This window comes from Polyangium mundeleinium (genome assembly GCF_028369105.1).
GTDB lineage: Bacteria > Myxococcota_A > Polyangia > Polyangiales > Polyangiaceae > Polyangium > Polyangium mundeleinium.
On sequence record NZ_JAQNDO010000001.1, the window covers coordinates 6809112 to 6824916 of the forward strand.

Annotated in this window: 14 protein-coding genes; 4 read left to right on the top strand and 10 right to left on the bottom strand. The window is 69.6% G+C overall.

Annotation, left to right across the window (positions count from 1 at the left end; all coding sequences use genetic code 11):
• Positions 1–100 precede the first annotated feature (100 nt).
• The gene (locus tag POL67_RS26925) at positions 101–871 is read left to right on the top strand and encodes a hypothetical protein (RefSeq protein WP_271922082.1); all 771 of its coding nucleotides are present in this window, start codon (positions 101–103) and stop codon (positions 869–871) included.
• Positions 872–920: 49 nt separating this feature from the next.
• Here the strand turns inward: POL67_RS26925 and POL67_RS26930 are convergent, their stop codons facing one another.
• On the bottom strand, positions 921–1967 hold the full coding sequence (locus POL67_RS26930; protein ID WP_271922084.1) for an alpha/beta hydrolase: 1047 nt from the start codon (positions 1965–1967) through the stop codon (positions 921–923).
• Positions 1968–2316: 349 nt separating this feature from the next.
• Here POL67_RS26930 and POL67_RS53730 point away from each other — a divergent pair, with 349 nt between their 5' ends.
• Entirely contained in the window at positions 2317–4443 is a 2127-nt protein-coding gene (locus POL67_RS53730; RefSeq protein ID WP_271922086.1) for an FG-GAP repeat domain-containing protein, read from the top strand.
• Between the two features lie 352 nt (positions 4444–4795).
• Positions 4796–5878 (top strand): M20/M25/M40 family metallo-hydrolase, encoded by a 1083-nt coding sequence (locus tag POL67_RS26940; protein ID WP_271922088.1) that lies wholly within the window; start codon positions 4796–4798, stop codon positions 5876–5878.
• Positions 5879–5910: 32 nt separating this feature from the next.
• Here POL67_RS26940 and POL67_RS26945 read toward each other — a convergent pair whose 3' ends face one another.
• The 3 genes from POL67_RS26945 to POL67_RS26955 all read right to left on the bottom strand — a co-directional run bounded on the left by POL67_RS26945 (position 5911) and on the right by POL67_RS26955 (position 7246).
• On the bottom strand, positions 5911–6174 hold the full coding sequence (locus POL67_RS26945) for an uS11 family ribosomal protein (RefSeq protein WP_271922090.1): 264 nt from the start codon (positions 6172–6174) through the stop codon (positions 5911–5913).
• Between the two features lie 171 nt (positions 6175–6345).
• The gene (locus POL67_RS26950) at positions 6346–6909 is read right to left on the bottom strand and encodes a DJ-1 family glyoxalase III (RefSeq protein WP_271922092.1); all 564 of its coding nucleotides are present in this window, start codon (positions 6907–6909) and stop codon (positions 6346–6348) included.
• Positions 6910–6940: 31 nt separating this feature from the next.
• Positions 6941–7246 carry an EthD family reductase gene (locus POL67_RS26955; protein WP_271922094.1) on the bottom strand — a complete coding sequence of 102 codons (306 nt, stop codon included), beginning with the start codon at positions 7244–7246 and terminating at the stop codon, positions 6941–6943.
• 167 nt (positions 7247–7413) lie between these two features.
• Between POL67_RS26955 and POL67_RS26960 the strand changes: the two genes are divergently transcribed.
• A complete protein-coding gene (locus tag POL67_RS26960) occupies positions 7414–8238 on the top strand; it encodes a hypothetical protein (protein WP_271922096.1) in 825 nt (274 codons plus the stop codon).
• 9 nt (positions 8239–8247) lie between these two features.
• Here POL67_RS26960 and POL67_RS26965 read toward each other — a convergent pair whose 3' ends face one another.
• The 6 genes from POL67_RS26965 to POL67_RS26990 all read right to left on the bottom strand — a co-directional run bounded on the left by POL67_RS26965 (position 8248) and on the right by POL67_RS26990 (position 15564).
• Entirely contained in the window at positions 8248–10404 is a 2157-nt protein-coding gene (locus tag POL67_RS26965; protein WP_271922098.1) for a gluzincin family metallopeptidase, read from the bottom strand.
• A gap of 64 nt (positions 10405–10468) precedes the next feature.
• Positions 10469–11080 (bottom strand): hypothetical protein, encoded by a 612-nt coding sequence (locus POL67_RS26970; RefSeq protein WP_271922100.1) that lies wholly within the window; start codon positions 11078–11080, stop codon positions 10469–10471.
• Between the two features lie 112 nt (positions 11081–11192).
• A complete protein-coding gene (locus POL67_RS26975; protein WP_271922102.1) occupies positions 11193–12152 on the bottom strand; it encodes an alpha/beta fold hydrolase in 960 nt (319 codons plus the stop codon).
• The gene (locus POL67_RS26980; protein ID WP_271922104.1) at positions 12152–12736 is read right to left on the bottom strand and encodes a 2-hydroxychromene-2-carboxylate isomerase; all 585 of its coding nucleotides are present in this window, start codon (positions 12734–12736) and stop codon (positions 12152–12154) included. Before POL67_RS26980 ends, POL67_RS26975 begins: the two co-directional genes overlap by 1 nt.
• Positions 12737–12795: 59 nt before the next feature.
• Positions 12796–13977, bottom strand: a complete 1182-nt coding sequence (locus POL67_RS26985) for a rhomboid family intramembrane serine protease (protein WP_271922106.1) — start codon at positions 13975–13977, stop codon at positions 12796–12798.
• A gap of 15 nt (positions 13978–13992) precedes the next feature.
• The gene (locus tag POL67_RS26990; RefSeq protein WP_271922108.1) at positions 13993–15564 is read right to left on the bottom strand and encodes a WD40 repeat domain-containing protein; all 1572 of its coding nucleotides are present in this window, start codon (positions 15562–15564) and stop codon (positions 13993–13995) included.
• Positions 15565–15805 lie beyond the last annotated feature (241 nt).

Below are 15805 nucleotides of genomic sequence, written 5' to 3' on the forward strand. Positions count from 1 at the left end.
GTGATGTTCGTCGGGGGGCGCGAATGGGTGCGGGCTCCGCGAGAACGGCGAGCTCTCGTGCTGGGACGCCACAACCCGGTTGCCTGCACGGCCCGCCGACGTGTCCCCAGGCCCCGACGGCGACGACGACGTGGGCCTCGGGGTCTGGAACGGGAAGGTCGTGCAGTGGGGGCGCATCACGCTGCCGAAGGGCCCCTTCCGCGCGATTTCGGGCAGCTTCCACGAGGGCTGCGGCATCCGCCCCGACGGTCACCTCGCGTGTTGGGGGGAGAGCCGCAACGTCCGGGCCTTCGCCACCAAGCTCGCCCGCGAGAAGATCGCCATGGTGTCGGTGGACAACGGGAAGGCCTGCGCCGTCACCGAGGGCCGCGCGCTCTTCTGCCTGGAGGCGCTCGACGGCACGCCGAAGCCGAACCGCCGGCTGGTGCGCGCCTCGGGCTCGTTCGTCGCCGTCGATCTCTACGGCTTCCCCTGGGCGGTGACGTCGGCGGGGATCGCGATGCAGAGCGAGATCGGCGCTGACTTCTCCCGGATCGAGGAGCGGGTGCCGGGCCACTTCTCGTCCGTCGTGTCCGACGAGATGATCTCCTGCGGAATCGACGCCGGCAAGATCCGCTGCATGTCGAAGGGGTCGGACCCCCTGCAGACGTACGCCCCACCGGCGCTCGATACGGTGGAGCGCCTCGTCCCGGGAATTCGCTACTTCTGCGCGCTGGCCGGCGGCCGGGCGACGTGCTTCGGCCACAAGGACCGGATCCCGGGCGGCCCACTCGACGGCGTCGCCGTGCGCGACGTCGCGGCTTCGTCGTCCTTGCTCTGCCTCGTGGACACGGCGGGCGTGCTGCGTTGCCGCGGGCAGCTGGTAGGGTAGTCCGGGCGGGAAAAGGCGAGCGAAGCGCCTCCTGCGGCGCTCGGCCGTCTCAGAACAGCAGCGGGAGGCCGCCGGAAGCCTGGCAAGCCGGGACGCGCTCGGAGAGCCAATCGACGATGGCAGCGTTCGTCTCCGGCGCGTTCGTGTGGAGCATGAACGAGTGCCCGGCGTCGGGGACGACGTGGAGCGCCTTGTCCGCCGACAAGGCGAAGAGGGCCAGCTCCAGCTCGCCGACGGGCACCCCCAAGAGGCTCGGGGGGAAAAGAAGGTCCTGCTCCGCGAGCACCAGAAGCACCGGCGCGGTGATGAGGCCCATGACCAGCCGCGAGGGCTGGGAGCTGATGGTGAGGATCTCGCCCGAGGGCGTGAGCTCGGCCATCGCCGTGTCGAGGGCTACCACGGCCGGATCGGCGGCGGAGAGATTGTACATGTACTCGGTCCGTTGCTCGACCGTCCCGCCGAAGTACACATGGTCGGACAGCGCCGCGCGCACGGTGTCCCCCGTGGTGAAGTCCGCCAAGATGCGCGGCGTAAAGACGTGCGTGTAGCCGGTGGCGATGAGCACATCGACACCCCCGAAGAGGCCGGCCGTCAGCTCGGCGATCTCGGTGCCTGCCGAATGGCCCATGAGCCCCACCCGCGAGAACGCCATGGGCAAGGACGGCAGGGGCGTCTGGTACAGGCCGGTCCGGAGCTGCGTCACGATCTGTGACGTCATCGCCGCGTAGGACTCGATCGTGAGGGTGTAGCCGTTGGGGCGATCCGACGCGCCATACCCCAGCTTGTCGATGGCGATCGCCGGGAAGCCCTGGGACGCGAGAGCACGCGCGACCGAATAGGTGTCTGGCTCATACGGGAAATCCCACGCCCAGGCGCCATACGAGAGGCCCGGGATGAGGAGCATCACCGATTTGCGACACTGAGGGGCGTTGGCCGGGAGATAAAGCTTGCCCCGCACCGTCCGGAGCATACCGAGCTCCAGGGGATTCGTGACGGTGAAGGACACGGACCGCACGGCCACCGAAGGGGTGGCGAGCGCTGGTGCCGGCGCGGCAATCAGCAGGGCCAAGGAGATGAGGAGGACGAGAATGCGCATGACGAGCTCCTGATAGTCAGAAAGATGGCTCCCCGATTGGACGAGCACCGTGAACGGATCGAACGGCAACGCAGCAGGCGCGGACGACCCAGGCTCGCCCCATGAGACCAAGAGAATAGTCGACTTGCTAAAGGCCGAGAAGGGGGCGCGAGGCGGCGGAGCACATCACGGGCGCGAAATCATGCGATGCAACGCGCATGTTATGGTGTGGGGGGTCGTGGGTCTGTGCTTCGGAGGGGGGAGGGCGATCGAATGCGCGGATGGTGAGCGTGCTTCCGTGGTGAGGGGCTTCCCCACGACCCCCGGAGCCGAGTCGTGTAGAGTCGGCGCGCTACGGAGGAGGATACGGGTGACGAGCATTCATCTTGCACGAAGGGTCGGAGCGTCGTTCGTCGCGGCGAGGTATATGGCGTTGTTCACGCTGACGGCCGCGGTCGCATGCGGCGGCACCGACGACACGACGCAGACGACGGGAAGCGCGGCCGGAGGCATGGGCGGCGCCGGCGGCATGGGCGGCGCCGGTGGTATGGGCGGCGATGGTGGTATAGGCGGCGCCGGCGGTATGGGCGGCGCCGGTGGTATGGGTGGCGCCGGCGGTATGGGCGGCGCCGGCGGTATGGGCGGCGCCGGCGGTATAGGCGGCGCCGGTGGTATGGGTGGCGCCGGCGGCATGGGCGGCGCCGGCGGCGCGAGGGTCGATTTCTGCACCGACCCTCCGCCTGCGGAGAGCGTCCCGTCGGACGCGGCGTGTCAGTTCACGGCGCCGCCAGGCGAGCTCAATCCCGTCGTGAAATGGCGCAAGGGCACCTTCGACGTGGCCCCTGGGTCCAACCAGGTCATTGTCACGCCGGTCGTCGGAAACCTCAACGACGACAATGGCGATGGTCAGGTCGACCCAAAGGACATCCCCGACATCGTGTTCACCACGTATAGCGGCTCCACGGGATGGTTTGGCGAGGGATACCTTCGCGCGATCTCGGGCAAGGACGGCGCGGAGCTCTGGAGCGCGCCCGGACCACGAGGCGCTGCAGGCGTGGCCCTCGGTGATGCGGATCGAAACGGCTTGCCCGAGGTGTACACGATCAACAATGGGGGCCATCTGCTCGCGTTCGACCACCAAGGGATGCCCCTCTGGAGCTGCCCCGCGGGCGTCGGAGCGTATGGGTATCCCGCCATGGCCGACGCCGACGGTACGGGGAACGCCGAGATCCTGGCGGGGAACACCGTCTGCACCAGTGACGGGCAGGTGATGGTGAAGACGGCCCTCACGCACGACTGGTATTTCGGGGCCCTCGACTTCCACAGCCCCACGTCGTTTTTCGTCGATCTGGATCAGGACGGTACGATGGAAATCGTGAGCGGCGCAGGCGTGAGCCGGCTGGACGGGTCGACGTTGTGGACCGGGCCGGGCGGGCATGCCGCCGTGGCCAACTTCGACATCCCGGGCGCGGATCCAACCATGCCCGAGATCGTCGTCATTCACGCCGGCACGGTGTCCATCCTGCATCCGGGCGACGGAACCACGTTATGGAGCCGCTCCGGGGTGCTCGGCGCCTACGGCGGCCCGCCCACCGTCGCCGATTTCGACGGGGATGGGAAGCCCGAGATCGGCGTCGCCGCGAGCGTGGTGTACGCGGTGCTGGATCCGGAGGAGGCGGATGGAGTCCTCTGGACGGCGCCCATCCAGGACAACACCTCGTTCGTCACGGGCTCGTCCGTCTTCGATTTCAATGGCGACAACAAGGCGGAGGTGGTCTACGCGGACGAGCAGACCTTGTGGATTTTCGATGGATCCACGGGCACGGTCGTCGCGCAGATGCCCGAGCACGTGAGCGCGACGTACCACGAGTATCCCGTCATGGCGGACGTCGACGCCGACGGCCACGCGGACATCGTCCTCGCGTCCAACAACGGGTATTTTGCCGGGCCGTGGACGGGCATCACCGTGCTGTCGGGCGCCAGCAACGACTGGGCCACGGGCCGGCCCGTCTGGAACCAGCACGCCTACCACATCACGAACGTGGACGACGACCTGCGTATCCCCGCGAAGGAGATGCCTCACTGGCTCGGGCGCAACTCGTTTCGCGAGGGCGGCTTCAGCGCGCTCGGCGCGCTCGTCGCGCCCGACCTCGTGCCCGTCGTCTTCGCCAGTTGCAGCGAAGGTTGTCCCGCGTCGGGCCGGTTCGTCTTCCGCGTGGAAAACCAAGGCGCCGGCGCCGCGCCGGTGGGGCTCTCCTGGGCCCTTCAAGGTGTGGCGCAAGACGGGACGAGGACCTTGCTCGCGTCCGGCAAGCTCGACGAACCGCTCGCGCCCGGTTGGTCCTCGAAGCCCCTGGAAGCGACCGTCGAGGCCAGCGCGGCCGCGGGGTTCGTGAGCCTCGTGCTTTTGGTCGACGACGATGGCGCCGGCAACGCCCTCGCAAGCGAATGCGTGGAGAAGAACAACGAGCTCATGCTCCCGGCGATCTGCCCCTGAACCGGCGGGGTGGGCTTGACAAGGGGAGGGGGTTGGGCTCGCCCCCCGACATCTCCGGATGTTCGCGGCCTAGAACATCGATCGGTTTGACAACCGCTCGATGTTCTAGGCTTCTTTCGTCCCGAGGGGGACGCCTCGCGTCCCCCCTCTCGTCCGGGCAAAGCCCGGCCGATTCACCCCCCGAGGCGAGCTCGCTTCGCGATCTCGCAGAACGCCGAACCGTTCGGCGCTCCAGCTCGATCCGCCTCCTCGGCCCGCCGCCCACCCGCCCGTTCGCCCGCGCTTCACGTGGCTCCGCTCGTTCGGGCGCTTCGACTTGGAAGGGAGTGCGGGAATGGTAGGATGCTCGGCCATGGATCCCGCCGCCCTGCTCGCCGAGCTCATCCGACACCGCACCGACAACCCCGGGGGCGACGAGCCGTCGATCTGCCGCATGCTCTCGCGCGCGCTCGCCGAGCTCGGCGCGGACGAGGTCAGCGTCGTCGAGGTGCCGCGCGCCGAAGGCACGGGCGCGTACGTGGCCGCACGCTGGGGCGAGCCGCAGACGATCATCAACGCGCACGTCGACACGGTGCCCGCGAACAGCGGGTGGACCGTGGATCCGTGGGAAGGCGTGGTCACGGCAGATCGCGTGATCGGGCTCGGCGCGGCGGACACGAAGGGCGCGATCGCCGCGACGCTCGTCGCGCTGGAAGGCAAGAAGCCGCGCAACGTGGGCGTGGTCTTCTCCGGCGACGAGGAGCGGACGGGCACGTGCATCCGGCATTTCCTGGCGAGCCCGTGGGCCCAGGTCGTGAAGCGCGCCGTGGTCTGCGAGCCGACGGGGCGCACGGTGGGCGTGCGGCACCGCGGCTGCGTGGCGCTCTCGGCCGAGGTGCTGGGTCGCGGGGGCCACTCGTCGGGCGCCGATCACATGCCGAAGCCGGTCGTCACGATGGCTCGGCTCGCGGTGGGGCTCGACGAGATCGGCAGGCGCTGGCTCGATCGCGGGCCCGCCGACATGAAGGGGCTCTGCATGAACGTGGCCTCCATCGAGGGGGGCGTCGCGTTCAACGTGGTGCCGAACCGGGCCTCGCTCACGTTCTCGGTGCGGCCGCCGCCCGGGTTCGACACGGCGGCCTTCGAGGCCGAGCTCGCGGCGAACGCGCGCGCGGCAGGCGAGGGCATCGAGACGCGGACGGTGCTGTCGATGTCACCCTTCGAGACCCGCGACGTGGCCCCGTTCCGCGCGCTCCTCGGCTCGCTGCCCCGCGCCGAGTCGACGCTCCCGTTCTGGACCGAGGCCGCGCTCTTCTCCAGCGCGGGCATCGATTCGGTGGTGATCGGCCCCGGCGACATCGCGCAGGCGCATGCCCCAGACGAATTCGTGACGAAGAGCGACCTCGAATGGGCCGTGGAAGTCTTCAGCCAGGTGATCGCGCGCGCGTCTGCTTGACGTGACGCTTGACGTGACGCGGCATTCTCGGCTCAGCCGCCTTTCCGGAAATCGACGCGACGCACGCGGGCGCCCTGCTTGAGGCGGATCCCGCTCTCGGGGACGGGCTCCTCGACGTCCTCGTCACGCCCGCGCGCCTCCGCCGCGGGAGAACCCCCGGGCCGGGACGAGCGCCGCAGGCTCGTCGCTTCCTCGGACGTCTCCGCGCCTTTGCCGCCCGAGAGCCACAACTTCCCCACGATTCCTGCGAGGACCACGGTGCCGAGGACAACGAGTTCGCTGTGCGGAAAGCCCATGGAAACACTCCTCCCGTTGCGCGGGGAGAGCACACGCGCGCCACGAATAGGACTCCGCCCAACCCGATGATCAAGCGTGATCGGGGGCATTGTGCGGGGAACGTTCACTCTACGTCGTTCCGCCGTCCTTTGCTACACATTTCTTGACGAGCTCGGTCGTGGCTCAATGCGTCACGATAGGAGCATCATCGGCGCGCGGATCGCGTCGCGGGTGGTCACGCCGCAGAGCATCTCGACGAGGGTGAGGGCAAACAAAAAGGTCGTCCCCGGGCCCTGGCTCGTCACGAGAGACCCGTCGATCACGACGGCCTCGCCCTCGTGTTTGCCGTGCCGCGCGACGATCTCGCGCACGGAGGGATGGCACGTCATGCGGCGCCCCGCGAACACGCCATGCGCGGCGAGCGCGATCGGCGCCGCGCAAATGGCCGCGACCAGGCGGCCCGCTTCGGCCTGCGCGCGGAGGAGCGCGCCCACCTCGGGCGATGCGGCGAGCCGATCGGCGCCGCCCTTGCCACCGGGCAAAACCACGACGTCAAACGAGCCCGTCACCTCGGCAAGGGCCACGTCGGGCACGATACGGACGCCACGGCTGCAACAGACCGGCGACGCGCCGTCGATCCCGGCCAGGACGACCTCGATCGAGGCGCGGCGGAGGACGTCAACGCTGATGGTGGCTTCCATTTCCTCAGCCTCTTCGGCGAGGAGGACGAGGGCGCGGGGCGTCTTGGGGTTCATGGCCTGAGAATGGGACACAGGGGGCCGCGCGTCAGCAGATCCGGCTGATTTGCAGCGTGGGCTTCAAATCCGTGTAATGGGGCAAGTCCGCGTTGATCTCGCGGCCGTGCTGGGCGATGCCGCGCTGAAAATCCTCGATCGCGTCGAACGTCATGGACGCGATGACGACGAACGGAGGGGGCGCGCCATTGCGGGGGAGGCCCTCGGCGACCTCCGCGCTCTTCAAGCCGAACGGTCCGAGCAAGGACCTCACCATCGGCATGTGCTTTTGCACGTAGTAGTCGAGGTCGAAGCGCTTGCCCTCTTCGTGCGGGTACAGGATGGTGACGCGGTACATACGGCGGCCTCCTCGGTGCTCGGGGTATCCATACCACGGACGAGCGCGGCGCGCGGCGGCGTCGCGATCGAGCCCACGGGCGCCCGGATCGGTTGACACACGTCCGTCGGGTGGGATACGTTTCCGTCCTACCTGTGAGCATACTCTCACGGGAAGGAGCAAATAGAATGAATCTTCCCCTGCGACGAATCTCGATCGTGGCCCCGATGCTCGTGATGCTGGCGTGCTTCGCCGGATGCGGAGAGGACAACCCCGACGACACCAGCGGCAACGGCGGCACCGCGGGCAGCGGCGCGTCCGGCGGCAACGGCGGCAGCGGCGGCAACGGTGGCGACGGCGGCAACGGCGGCGACGGCGGCATGGGGGGTGGCAACGGCGGCAACGGCGGCAACGGCGGCAACGGCGGCAACGGCGGCAACGGCGGCAACGGCGGCAACGGCGGTGGCACCCCCGTCGACTGCAACAACGGCAAGGTCGTCGACGAGGAGGACGACACGAAGCGTTGCGTCAACGTGACCAATCTCGTGACCGAGATCCAGGCGCCGGCCAGCGTGGTGTGGGCCGACAAGGTGGTCGAGTTCTCGTCCCAGTATGGAACGACGGAGTATGCGGCCACGCAGGCCCTCGGCGCGCCGGACGTCTATCCCGCCGGCGCCGACGAGCCCAAGGCCTGGGCGACGCTCGGCCTCGACAACCCGAACGAGTTCCTGACCGTGAGCTTCAATCCCCCCGTGATCGGCGAAGCCGTGTGGGTCTACGAGACGTACAACCCGGGCGCCATCTCGAAGATCACGATCACCACGAGCGAAGGCGACGAGGTGATTTACCAGAATGCCGCGCCCGCGAGCATCGGGGCCTGCGCGCACATCCGCTCCGCGCCGACCAAGACCTGCGCGCCCATCTCCGCCGTGCGCATCGACCTCGCGTCCGACAAGGTGGACGGCTGGAACGAGATCGACGCGGTCGGCATCCTGCCCCCGAGCGCGCCCTGACCCAGGCCGTTACGGCTTTCCCCCGATCGCCTTCTCCGCCGCGCGGAGCAAAGGCCCCGCGCTGATCGGCTCCCCCGCCGCGTGTTTCATCCACAGGTCCGGCAGGACCGATCCGTATTTCGCCATCCGCTCGAACTCCGGACCGAGCTTGCCTTGCTTCCGCACGTGCTCCTCGATCTGGAACGCAATGAGGTGCCCGAGCGGATAATCCGGCAAGTAGAGCGGCGTCGAGATCGCGTGCGAATAAATCGCGAGCAACGCCGAATCCGGCGACCCGAGGTGCGGCGCGTAATACTGGTTCCAGTATTTCTTCGCGATCGTGACCGTGGCCTTCCCGAGCTCCTCGGCCGTCGCGTCCGGGTGCTCGTAGAGCCAGTGCCAGACGTCCGTCTCGACGAGCGCGACGCCCGCGATCTCCCACGCCGCCCATAACTCGCCGAGCACCCGATCCCGATCGGACTCGGCCGTCGTCTTCTGGAGGCCGAGCAGCTCCAGATCCCGCGCCTGGAACGTGAAGGCGAGCGCCTCGGTGAACGCGTTGTTCGGCACGCCCGCGAGGAGCGTGTGGTCGACGTCGTAGAGCGACAGGACTTGCTCGACGTTGTGCCCGAGCTCGTGGACGGCGATGTTGTATCCCTTGTAGTTCATCCCGTCCTTCTCGATACGCGTCCGGAGGCGCGCCTTGTCCCCGCGGCGCCGCGGCTCCATCGCGTGCCCGGCGCCGCGCGAGGGATCCACCGCGATCCGCTCGGCGATCGTCTTCGCGTGATCCTTCGGAAAGCCGAGCGCCACGAGGATCCGCGGGATGTCGGCCGCAAATGCCTTCGCGTCGGGATATTTTTTGCGCGTGATCGCGTCGAGCTCGGCCTCCGTCTTGCCGCCGCGTGCCTTGAAGCCCGCATACCAGAGATCCTGCGGCCCGAGCTTGCGGCCGAGCCGACGCTCGATCTCGGCGGCGACCTTCGGGATCGTGCTCGAGCCGAGGATTTCGAGGAAAAGCGCGCGCACGCGGTCCTCGCCGATCTCGCGGCCGAGTTCGAATCGACGCTTGATCGCGGTATTCGCGATCGGCGAATACGGGTCGGCCCGCCGGGAAGCGCGGAACGAGGCGAGCAGTTTTTCATAACGCACGTAGGGCTCGGGGCTCGCCGAGGCCACCGTGATCGGCGCGCGTTTCGGCGCGGCGGGCTCGACGTCCGCGGCGGGCGCGAGGCGGACCTCGTTCGTGAACGGGTTCCAGTCGACCCGCGGATCGTCGATGACCGCAGCCGGGATCGTCTGCGTGACGATCCGCTCCATCACCTGCACGATCATCCGCTGCTTTTCGAGGCCGCGCGGATCGCCGTAATTGGCCTTGAGCTCGTCGCGCAGGTTCCAGTGGCTGATCAGCCGGAGCCCCGCGGGGAAGGGCCTCTCGCCCTTCTCGTTCACGAGGTGGTGCATCCAGATGTTGTAATCGGAGATGTACAGATCCCCCTCGGTGTTCGCGCGGGCGATCTCCTGGGCGATCTCGCCGGGAATGCGGATCGCGAAGCGCCCCGTGAGCCGCTCCTCGGCCCAGCGGCGGCGGCTCCACCGTTCGCCCTCGGCGTTTTTCGTGGCGAGGTCCGAGAGCGGAAAATTGAGCAATGCGACGAACGCGATCCGGGACTTGAACAGATCCTCGTAGAGGTGCGCCGCGGGCTCGTAGCCCGCGAGCAGCGGATCGAGCGGAAAGAGCGGCCCGGTGTCGGTGTCCGTGGGGAAACGCAGCGCGCGCCCCATCTCGTGCAGGTGCCCTTCGAGCTGCTCCATCAAGCCTTCGAGCCGGGCGAACGTGGCGTCGACCGCGGCCGGATCCGAGAGGAACTGTTCGCGCACGAACGCGGCGAACTCCCCGTCCTCCGCCCGCCAGAGGGACGCGGCCTGCGCGAGGCCCCGCTTGATCCGGGGCCTCTGCGCCTCGCCGTGCTTGCCGACGAGCTCCGCTTCGAGGGCGGCGAGGCCCGCGACGACGGTCGTCGCCGCGGCCGGGGCGGCGACGGCCGAAGGATCGGACGAAGGTTTCGCCACGGCGGCCGGCGGCTCGGGGGCGCAGGGCGGCGGGGGCGCAGCCGGCATCGGGGGTTCGCCTGCACAACCGGCGAGGAGGACGAGCGGGGCGAGGTGGGCGAGAGCGGAGCGCATGCGTACGCTCCAGACCAGAGGTCGACGGCGGCGTCAACCGGCGTTCGTCGCCGGTCGGGTCAGCTCAGGGAATACAAGCCGAGCTGCCGCCCGGCTGGAAGACGGGGCAGTAGGTATCCGCCGTTTCGCAGAGCCCCGTACAGGTCTTGCAATGCATGCATTGATCGAGCGCCCGGAAACGCGTGATCCCCTCCATGTCGAGGCCCGCCTCCTGGCAAAACCACGTGCAACACGCCCCGGCCTGGGTGGTGTCACAAGGGCCCGGGCCGTTCGGGGTGCTGTTATGCTGGCAGTGGTAGATGCTGACGCAGGTCTTCCAGGCCATGCAGGCGTCGAACTCGGCCTTGCACTCGTTCGCGGGCGCGCCGGTGTCGGCCGTGCATTCTTCGCAGCTCGCATAATTGCCCCCGCCCGCGCCGCCCGTGCCTCCGCCTGCGCCGCCCGTGCCTCCGCCCGCGCCGCCCGAGCCGGCCATCATGCCGCCGCCCGCGCCCCCAGCGCCGCCCGTGCCCATGCCTCCGCCCGTGCCCCCAGAGCCGCCGCTCGACGCGGTGCTGCCCGCGTCGGAGCCCCCGGAGCCGCCCGAGCCGCCGTTGTTCACCTCACTGCCGCAGCCGATGACGCCGATCGACACGCTCGCCAGGACGAACCCCCACAAAGACCACGACGATTTCATCCGCATGCCTCCCTCCACCTTCCCATGGTTGGTGCGCAAACGAAGCGCAGGGAGGAGCGTACACGGTTTTTCGTGCGGAGAGCCCGCGCAGGCCCGGTAGGAATGGCGACCGTCAGCCGCCGAGCGAGGCGCCCGCGGGCTCGTGGCCCTCGGCGGCGCGGAGGAAGGGCAGGATGGTCTCGACCATCCGATCGGGCGAGTCGACGTGGGAGAAATGCGACGTGCCTTCGAGGTATCGAAGCTCGGAGCCCCGCGCGAGGCGGTGGAGGGCTTCCCCCACGCGGGGCGAGACCACCGGATCCTTCCGGGCGTACACGAAGAGCAACGGCACGGGGAAAGGCGCGCGGCCGAGCTCGTCGACGAAGGCGTGGAAGCCCGCAGGCGCGAGCGTCTCGTGCAGCGATTTCGTGAAGCACGCGAGCCCCGCGTCCGTGGCGAGCGGCGCGCCGTACTCGTCGAGCTCCTCGCGCGATTTGAGCCGTTCGTCGTGGTAATGGACGTTCCGGTACACCCAGCGGCGCGGGTCGCGCTGCACGAGGTAACGAAGGAGCGCGCGGCCCGCGCCGGTCGAGAGCATGGCCCGGAGCGCGACGTACCGCGGCTCCGGCGTGCCCGGCGCGTGGTTCACGACGAGGCGCGAGACGGCCGCCGGATCCTGCAAGGCGAGGTGCATCGCCACGTACCCGCCGAGCGAGTTGCCCATGACGGCGCACCCACGGATGCCGAGCGCCTGCTGGAGCTCGGCGAGGAACGTGCCGAAGCTCCGCGGCGAAAAATCCGCCCGCGTCGGTTTGTCGGAGCGGCCTGCGCCGGGCAGATCGGGCGCAAAGACACGGAAGAACCGGCCGAGGGGCTCGAGCACGTACCGGAACGAGTAACTCGACGTCATGAGCCCGTGCACGAGCAGGAGGGGCGGGCCCGATCCCACGACACGGACATGCACGCCGACATCGCCGAAGATGCGGGAGGGCACCTGCACGCGGCGCGCCTCGGCGCGGTGGTAGCCGTGCGGGATGCGCGGCAACGCGGGGAGCGCTTCGTAGGGGAGCCGTTCGAAAGGACGGAGCGCCATCAGCCTTTCAGCGCTTCCTCGACGAAGTGGAGCCGATCGTTGCCCCAAAAGAGCTCGTCCCCGACGAACATCGCAGGCGCGCCGAACGCGCCGCGCGCGATCGCCTCGTCGGTGTCCACGCGGAGCCGATCCTTGATCGCGGGCGTCTCGATCGCGGCGAGCGCCGCCTCGGCTTCGAGGCCCACGCCGCGCGCGAGTTCGGCGAGCGTCTCGGGGCTCGCGACGTCCCGATCCTCTGCCCACATGGCGCGGAAGGCGGCCTGCGAGAACGCCTCGGCTTTGCCTTGCTCCGCGGCGACGTGGACCATGCGCATGGCCTTGATCGTGTTCGAGGGGAAGTGGCTGGAGAAACGGAAGGGCACGCCGTAGTGCCGCGCCCAGCGCTCGAGGTCCTTGAAGAGGTACGCGCCCTTCGTGGGGATCTTGGCCGGCATGTCGTTGCCCGCGGCCTTGAACACGGCGAAGAGCACGAAGGGACGGTACGCGATCGTCGCGCCGGCGCGCGCCGCGAGGGCCGGGAGCTGCGTGGCGGCGAGGTAGCTGTACGGGGAGGAGAAGTCGAAAAAGAAGTCGACGGTCTTCAAGGGGCGGCCTCCGGGAAACGACGAGTGTAGGGGCGATGGATCGCCCAGAGAAGGGGCGTTCACGGGCCCGCGTCGCGTTCGATCCCAGCGTCGATGTCGAGGGACGGCTCCGCAGGGTCGCTGTCGATGTTCGCGTCGAGGACCAAGGCACGCGCGCGGAGCTGTGCGGCCTCCTCGCGGCGGCCGAGCTCTTTGTAGGTGAGGCTCAGGTTGTAGAGCGAGATCGCGTCGTCGCCGGCGAGCACGAGCACCTCTTCGTAGAGGCGCATGGCTTCGTCGTGCTTGCCGCCCGTCTGCGCCGTGTAGGCGTGGTAGCGCTTCGTGTCGACGAGCGTGCGCTTCATGTCCACGTTCTCGGGCGCGAGCGCGACGGCCTGCGTGTACGCGCGCGTCGCTTCGTCGAGCTCGTTCTTGCGCGCATGCGCGATGCCGAGGTTGTACCAGAAGGCCGCGCTCTTCGGGCTCACCACGAGCGCCTTCCGGTACCACGAGATGGCCTCGTCGTAGTTGCCCGCGTCGAACGCCTCGTTGGCGAGGCGTGCGCTGTCGCTGCCTCCGTTCTTCGAGAGGTTGACGCGCGGGCGGAGCACGGTTGCGCCCGCGCCCGAGGCCGCGACGACGAGCAAGACCACGAGCCCCGCCGCGACGCGCACCGAAGCACGTCGACGCGCGACCCGCAGGCCCCCCGTGATCACGAGCCCCACGAGCACGCCGAGCAGCGCGCCCACGCCGTGCGCCACGTTCGCGACGGGCAAGACGTCGAGGACAGTCGTCGCGATGCAGAAGAAGAACCAGCCGATGAAGAGCTGCGTCGTGCGCGCATCCACAGTGCCGCGCATGCGCGCGTCCGCGCGATCGAGCACCCACGCGAGGCCGAAGAGGCCGTAGACCACGCCGGACAGGCCGATCCCGCCGACGAAGGCCGCGTACTCGGCCGCCGCGGATCCCGCGGCGAAGAGCAGCACGAGGCCGAGCAGGCGGAACGATCCGAAGCGCTCCTCCAGCATCGTCCCGAGTGTCCAGAGCCAGGCGATGTTGAAAATCAAGTGCAACGCGTTGGCGTGCGGCAAGGCGCTCGTGACGAGGCGCCACGGCTCGCCCTCGAACGCGCGCACGTTCATCACGAGCGGCTGGATCGATCGACCCGACGCGTCGAGCACCGTGACGAAGATGGCGAGCATCGCCACGCCGGCGGTGATCGGAAAACGCACGAACTCGGAGACGGGCGGCGGCTTCTTCAAGGCGCGTCGGAGGGCTCAGGGCTCGAGCTTCAGCTCGGCCGCGTGGATCAGGGCCTCGAGATCGTCGAGCGAGGGCAGGGGCGCGTGAGCGAGCGTGATGGTGAGCGAGCCGGGTCCACGCTCGATCTGGACGTCGCCCTCACCCGCGCCCGGCGCGATCTCCGCGGCCCACTCGCGATCGGCCGCGGCGACGCGGCGCGCCTCGGCGCTCAGCCGATCGCGGATCCAGCGCGAGAGGCGCACCAAGCTCGACGAGGGCGGAGGATCCTGCTCGGGCTCGTCCGCGGTGACGGACACGAGGAGGCGGTACCGATCGCTGCTCGTCCGGATCTGCACGTACGCATACCCGCCGCGCAGCGGCAAACGCACGCCGAGGCCGTCAGCGTCGCGCGCGAGCATGTTCGCCGCCGTGCGGTAGCTCGACTCGGCCCAGCCCGTCGACAAGCGCGCGAGCAGCGCCGCCGCTGCGCTCGACAGGGCGACATCCGCGTTGACCTGCGCCTCGGGGACGACCCGGAGCGTCTGCGGGGGCGTCGGGATGCGCCCCTCGAACTCGCGGCTACGCAACGTCACCGTGCGGCTCACCGGACCGACGCCGGAGGGCGTGTCGTCGCCAGCATCGTCGGCCGGCAACACGCGCAGATCGCCGCTCTCGGCGTCCCGCAGCCACACCGCGCCGCACCACCACGCGGCCACGGTCTTGCCGTTCGGCAAGAACGCCATCGGACCCGGGCTCGCCGTCCAGAGCGGGCGCGCGAGCGGCACGCTGAAGACCTGCGTCGCGCGGGTCCGGCCGAGCGCGGTGACGAGCGCGCCGTCCGGCGAGAACTCGAGCGCCGCGACGCCGCGCAGCAAGTTGAGGCCGTTCTTCACCGAGAGCACCGCGCGCGGCTCGCCCTCCTTTCCCGGCTCGAACAAACGGATCCGGCTGTCGGGCCCCGCCGCCGCGACGAGCGTTCCATCGGGCGAGAACGCGACGGCCGCGTCGTTCTCACGCACGCCCTCGGGCCGCACTTGCTGGAAATCCTCCGCCGACCAGTGCACGACCGGCGTCGCGCCCGTGGCCGCCATGAGCAGGCGACCGTCGGGGCTCCACGCGAGGCTGCGCAGCCTACGCCGATGCGGGTACGCGAGTTCGCGCACGAGCGCGCCATCCGCGAGCCGGTAGACGAGCACCGCGCTCGTGAGGCGATCGGCCGTGACCGCGAGCAACTTGCCGTCGGGCGAGAGCGCGATCGGCGCCTCGCCGCGCCACGGCTCGGGCGTCAAGCATCGACCCGTGACGAGGTCGAAGACCTGCACCGTGTGCACTGCCTCGTCGGCCTCCTCGCGCGCGTCGAGGGCGGAACGGGCTGCGCTCGGCGGCACGCGCGCGTCATCCGACCACGCCGTGACGAGGCGCCCGCCGTCGGGCGAGAGCGCGAGCCCCGTCGCGCCCACGCCGAATCGGAAGAGCGCTCGGCCAACGCGCAGATCGTAGACGACCGTGCGCCCGTTGCCGATCGCCGACGCCGCGAGTCGCTTGCCGTCGGCGGAGACGGCGAGGGCCGTGGCCTCGTGCGAGAGGGGGAGTTGACTTGCGTGCACGCGGCACGAGTCTAGCGCCCCCGCGTCCGCGAGACGATGCCCGGACAGAGGGACCGTGGTCCTTTTTGGACGATCGTTTGCCCGAGGCCACCCCCCCGCGCGCCACACCCCGTAGCCCAAAACTGTAAACGATGTCACATGCCCCCGCCGCGACGCGCCTCCCGCGACTTCGTCCGGGTACGGCGTGTCGGGAGGGCGCTCTCGGCGCGGGCCCGATTGACCAGGACGCCGCGGGCCCAAT

Excerpts from the sequence above, each read along its gene's own strand:
- POL67_RS26940 (WP_271922088.1), top strand. The coding sequence starts at position 4,796 with ATGGATCCCGCCGCCCTGCTCGCCGAGCTCATCCGACACCGCACCGAC.
- POL67_RS26960 (WP_271922096.1), top strand. The coding sequence starts at position 7,414 with ATGAATCTTCCCCTGCGACGAATCTCGATCGTGGCCCCGATGCTCGTG.
- POL67_RS26970 (WP_271922100.1), bottom strand. The coding sequence starts at position 11,080 with ATGAAATCGTCGTGGTCTTTGTGGGGGTTCGTCCTGGCGAGCGTGTCG.
- POL67_RS26975 (WP_271922102.1), bottom strand. The coding sequence starts at position 12,152 with ATGGCGCTCCGTCCTTTCGAACGGCTCCCCTACGAAGCGCTCCCCGCG.
- POL67_RS26945 (WP_271922090.1), bottom strand. The coding sequence starts at position 6,174 with ATGGGCTTTCCGCACAGCGAACTCGTTGTCCTCGGCACCGTGGTCCTC.
- POL67_RS26965 (WP_271922098.1), bottom strand. The coding sequence starts at position 10,404 with ATGCGCTCCGCTCTCGCCCACCTCGCCCCGCTCGTCCTCCTCGCCGGT.
- POL67_RS26955 (WP_271922094.1), bottom strand. The coding sequence starts at position 7,246 with ATGTACCGCGTCACCATCCTGTACCCGCACGAAGAGGGCAAGCGCTTC.
- POL67_RS26950 (WP_271922092.1), bottom strand. The coding sequence starts at position 6,909 with ATGAACCCCAAGACGCCCCGCGCCCTCGTCCTCCTCGCCGAAGAGGCT.
- POL67_RS26930 (WP_271922084.1), bottom strand. The coding sequence starts at position 1,967 with ATGCGCATTCTCGTCCTCCTCATCTCCTTGGCCCTGCTGATTGCCGCG.